4 protein-coding genes and 1 tRNA gene are annotated in these 4546 nt (G+C 62.1%); 4 read left to right on the forward strand and 1 reads right to left on the reverse strand.

Translation table 11 applies throughout. The features are described 5' to 3' along the window. A partial coding sequence (locus J0I64_RS00940) for a DUF2200 family protein (protein ID WP_291405537.1) occupies window positions 1–95 on the reverse strand: 95 nt, incomplete at its 3' end. 136 nt (window positions 96–231) lie between these two features. On the opposite strand from J0I64_RS00940, the gene J0I64_RS00945 reads away from it, so the two are divergent. From J0I64_RS00945 to J0I64_RS00960, 4 genes are all read left to right on the forward strand, one after another. Then, window positions 232–879, forward strand: coding sequence for a glutathione S-transferase family protein (locus J0I64_RS00945; protein WP_291405531.1), 648 nt, complete (start codon window positions 232–234; stop codon window positions 877–879). A gap of 696 nt (window positions 880–1575) precedes the next feature. Then, on the forward strand, window positions 1576–2814 hold the full coding sequence (locus J0I64_RS00950; protein WP_291405533.1) for a putative DNA modification/repair radical SAM protein: 1239 nt from the start codon (window positions 1576–1578) through the stop codon (window positions 2812–2814). Continuing rightward, window positions 2814–4256 (forward strand): UdgX family uracil-DNA binding protein, encoded by a 1443-nt coding sequence (locus J0I64_RS00955; RefSeq protein WP_291405535.1) that lies wholly within the window; start codon window positions 2814–2816, stop codon window positions 4254–4256. The genes J0I64_RS00950 and J0I64_RS00955 overlap by 1 nt, the downstream gene beginning before the upstream one ends. An 80-nt stretch (window positions 4257–4336) precedes the next feature. After that, window positions 4337–4413: transfer RNA gene (locus tag J0I64_RS00960), tRNA-Met, on the forward strand. Window positions 4414–4546: the final 133 nt, after the last annotated feature.

Consider the following 4546-nt stretch of genomic DNA (forward strand, 5'->3'; position numbering starts at 1 on the left):
ACCTCTTCCTTGCTGCGCCCCTTGCGCTCGGCCTTGGCGACATAGAGCGGATAGACGCTGGCAACACTGGTTCCATAAATGCGGTGCTTGGTCATGCGTCCTCTTCCCTTCGCGCCATTTCCCAACCTCTGCCCCAACAATCGGTTGCCCGCATGGCGCGAGCTGAAAATAGTTAGTCGAAATCCAACTGCGGCACTCGTCCTAGGACTGTAACCCAGGAAGGAATTTGCAATGAAGCCGATCATCACCGCATTCGAAAATTCGCCCGACGGTGGCCAGGGCCTCGCCCGCGACATGCGGGTGCGCTGGGCGCTCGAGGAAGCTGGCCTCCCCTATGACGTGCGCCTCGTCTCCTTCAAAACCATGAAAGAGCCCGAGCACAAGGCCCGCCACCCATTCGGGCAGATCCCGACCTATGAGCAAGGTGATCTCGTCCTCTTCGAATCCGGCGCCATCGTCCTCCATATCGCCCAGCACCATCCCGGCCTCTTGCCCGCCGACGAAGCCGGCCGGGGTCGCGCCATGGCCTGGATATTTTCCGCCCTCAGTACCATCGAGCCGCCCATCGTCGAGCGCGAACAGGTCTATTTCACCGAGCGCGACAAGCCCTGGTATCAGGCCCGCCTGCCGCTCATCGACGACCAGATCCGTTCCCGCCTCACCCCGCTCTCCGCGCGCCTCGGCACTGCCGACTGGCTCGATGGCGTCTTCAGCGCCGGCGACCTGATGATGGTCATGGTCCTGCGCCGCCTCGAGCCAGAAATGCTCGCCGAGTATCCCAATCTTTCCGCCTACGTCGCCCGCGCCGAACACCGCCCCGCCTACCAACGCGCCTTCGCCGCCCAAAAGGCGGTGGCCGAAGCCGCCAGGGCAGGGTGATCCAGCAAGGGAGGTTTACGGAGGGCGACCCGACAGAGCGCTCGCGGACGGCGCGCATGGACCGACGCCCCACCCCACCGATGCCATTCGCAACTGCTCCGTTATTCCGAAAGCCTGCGGACCGCCCGCACCCACTGCCTCATCCCTGCGAAAGCGAGGATCTCTTCATGCGGTCCAATCCGGGTGCCAACCGGCCCCACACCGTTGCCACCCGGTGGGCGTCAAAGCCCTCTATCGACCGTTGTTCTGGGCCGCAGCACCAGCGCCTCCCCATCGATCGTGACCCTCGGTCGAGTTCACCGATGCCACTCACCGACAGCTGCAGTCCGGCAACTGCACTGACCGCGCCTAACCCCGGTGTCATCCACGCGAAAGCGAGGACCTCCGTTTCATGCCTTCCAACCTCACGGCAGGACCGGCCTCACACTCCGATGTCACCCCGGCGAAGGCCGGGGCCCATCCTGAGATTTCGCAATGCGTCCCAGCCTGCGCCGGGACGGCAGTTGCGAGGCCACGCCCCAAACCCAGATTCCTCGCTTTCGCGGGAATGACGCCGTGCGCGAACGCAACGTGGCGTTGCAGACCGCACCGTCTCAGCCTCCGCAGTCAGTCCCGTTCACAAATCCCCCACTCCTGTCTTTTTGACATGCGCCCAAGCCAGACTCGGACTATTCATCCAGAACAAAGGATGAACAAATGGTCGCTCTCACCGTCACGCGAAAACTTGCCATTCTGGCCGATGCTGCCAAATACGACGCATCCTGCGCCTCGAGCGGCTCTGAAAAGCGCGACAGCAGCAAGACAGGCGGCATCGGCTCCACCGAGGGCAGCGGCATCTGCCATTCCTATGCGCCGGACGGCCGCTGCATCTCGCTCCTAAAACTGCTGCTGACCAATTTCTGCGTCTACGATTGCGCCTATTGCATCAATCGCTCGTCTTCGAACGTCGAACGGGCCCGCTTTTCCGTCGACGAAGTCGTTCGCCTGACGCTCGACTTCTACAAGCGTAACTACATCGAGGGCCTTTTCCTCTCTTCTGGCATCATCCGCAGCCCTGACTACACCATGGAGCAGATGGTCCGCGTCGCCCGCACCCTGCGCGAAACCCACTTCTTTGCCGGCTATATCCACTTGAAGGTGATCCCCAACGCCGCGCCCGAACTTCTCGCCGAAGCCGGCCGCTGGGCTGATCGCCTCTCCACCAATATCGAACTGCCCACCGACACCGCCCTCGAACAGTTCGCCCCGGAAAAGCGCCCTGCCGAAATCCGCACCGCCATGGCGCGCCTGCGCGGCAAACTCGATGAAACCGCCGAGGACAAAAAGCCGACCAGGGCGAAGCCCGAAAAATTTGCTCCGGCCGGCCAGTCCACCCAGATGATCATCGGCGCCGACAAGGCCGACGATGCCGCCATTCTCACCCGCGCCGCCGGCCTCTATTCCGGCTATCGGCTAAAGCGCGTCTACTATTCCGCCTTCTCGCCCATTCCCGATGCGTCATCGCGCCTGCCGCTCGCCCCGCCGCCGCTTATGCGCGAGCATCGCCTTTACCAGGCCGATTGGCTCATCCGTTTCTACGGCTTTGACGTCCCCGAAATCGTCGCAGGCGGGGAGGGCGGTCATCTCGATCTCGGCATCGATCCAAAACTCGCCTGGGCTTTAAAACACCGGGCCAACTTTCCCATCGACATCAACCGCGCCGATCGCGAATTGCTGCTCCGCGTCCCCGGCCTCGGCGTAAGCGGCGTCGACCGCATTCTTTCGTCGCGCCGTCATCATCGCCTGACCCTTGCCGAAGTCGCGCGCCTCACCGCCTCCATCGACAAGGTCCGCCCCTTCATCGCCGCCGCAGACTGGACACCGGGCGGCCTCACCGACGACCTGCGCCTCCGGCAAAAGCTGGCGCCGCCGCCAAAGCAGATGGAGCTCTTCTGATGCTCTCTGTCCGGCTCGAACGCCTCAACGATCTCGACGAGTGGCGCGGCAAGGCTCGGCGCCTGCTCGTTGCCGGCATGAAGCCCTCGCAAGTCGTCTGGCGGGTCGGCTCGGAGGAGAGCGGGCTCTTTGAAGCCGGCGACGACATGTTGCCCAATACCGATGGCCCGATCGGCTCGGTGCCGCGTCAGTTCATGGATCTGGCGACCGATGTCATCCAGCATTCCGACCCGCAGCGTTTCGCCATTCTCTATCGCCTGTTGTGGCGACTGCAGGACGATAAGCACATTCTCGCCAATGCTGCGGATGGTGATAGCAGTCTGCTAACGCGAATGGCCTCGGGGGTACATCGCGATGCTCACAAGATGAAGGCTTTCGTGCGCTTCCGTACCGTCGAGCACGAGGGCGACGAGCGCTACATCGCCTGGTTCGAGCCCGAGCATTTCACCCTCGAAGCCACGGCCCCCTTCTTCTCCCGCCGTTTTGCCGGCATGCACTGGGCCATCATAACGCCCTATGCTAGTGCCTTCTGGGACAAGGAGAATTTGCGCTTCGGTCCCGGCGGCAACAAGAAAGATATCCCCGCCGAGGGCGCGGTGGAGGATGATTGGCGCACCTATTACGGCGCGATCTTCAATCCGGCTCGGCTGAAAGTCGCGATGATGAAGTCCGAAATGCCAGTCAAATACTGGCGCAACCTCCCCGAAGCCGACCGCATTGCTCCCCTCATCCGAAATGCGAGGCAAATGGAAGAGGACATGATCGCCCGCGCCACCACCCAGCCCCCCGCCCGCCACATGCGCCGAAAGGCCCGTGAGGTCACGGAAGAAACTCAACCAATTCAATCACTTGGCGATGCGGCGGAGGCGATCGAAGGCTGCCGCCGCTGCCCGCTCTACGAGCACGCAACGCAAACCGTCTTCGGCGAAGGCCCCGAGAATGCCGATGTGATGTTCGTCGGCGAACAACCCGGCGACCAGGAGGACCTCGCAGGCCGGCCATTCATCGGTCCTGCCGGTCAAGTCTTTGACGACGCTATCAAAACCGCCGACATCGACCGCCGTCGCCTCTATGTCACCAATGCCGTAAAACACTTCAAATTCGTGCCCCGCGGCAAAAGGCGCATCCACCAGAGCCCGAGCGCCCGCGAAATTCAGGCCTGCCGTTTCTGGCTCGATCTCGAACGCGAATTCGTCCGCCCAAAAATCATCGTCGCCCTCGGTGCCAGCGCCGCGCAAAGCCTTGTCGGAAAAGCGGTTTCCATCTCCCGCATGCGCGGCGCGCCGATCGACCTGGACGATGGTTCGGTGCTCTACATCACCAACCATCCCTCCTATCTCCTCCGCATTCCCGACCCCGAAACGAGGGCAAAGGAACGCGAAAAGTTCGAAGCGGACCTTGCTCTCATCCGCGCGCATATGGAGCGGTTGGAAAAGTCATGACCAGACGAGCACAGCGCTTGACAGGCAAGCCCACTCAACCTTAGTAAGGCGCCATCGGCCTCGCAGCCGAGCCCTTTCGGGGCGGAGTAGCTCAGTTGGTTAGAGCAGCGGAATCATAATCCGTGTGTCGGGGGTTCAAATCCCTCCTCCGCTACCAAATCATAAATCAATGATTTTGCTGGTTTATTTGGTGCGTGCGCGACCGCGTTTGCGCTTTCCAAAGGCAAGTTTCCCACCCGCACAAGCCGTGTTGCGCCGAATGTGCAAACCGTGTAGGAACCGCGCCAGTT

The organism is Devosia sp. (genome assembly GCF_017307565.1).
Taxonomy (GTDB): Bacteria; Pseudomonadota; Alphaproteobacteria; order Rhizobiales; family Devosiaceae; genus Devosia.

Coding starts and splice junctions, on each gene's coding strand:
- J0I64_RS00945 (WP_291405531.1), top strand. CDS start 232: ATGAAGCCGATCATCACCGCATTCGAAAATTCGCCCGACGGTGGCCAG.
- J0I64_RS00950 (WP_291405533.1), top strand. CDS start 1,576: ATGGTCGCTCTCACCGTCACGCGAAAACTTGCCATTCTGGCCGATGCT.
- J0I64_RS00955 (WP_291405535.1), top strand. CDS start 2,814: ATGCTCTCTGTCCGGCTCGAACGCCTCAACGATCTCGACGAGTGGCGC.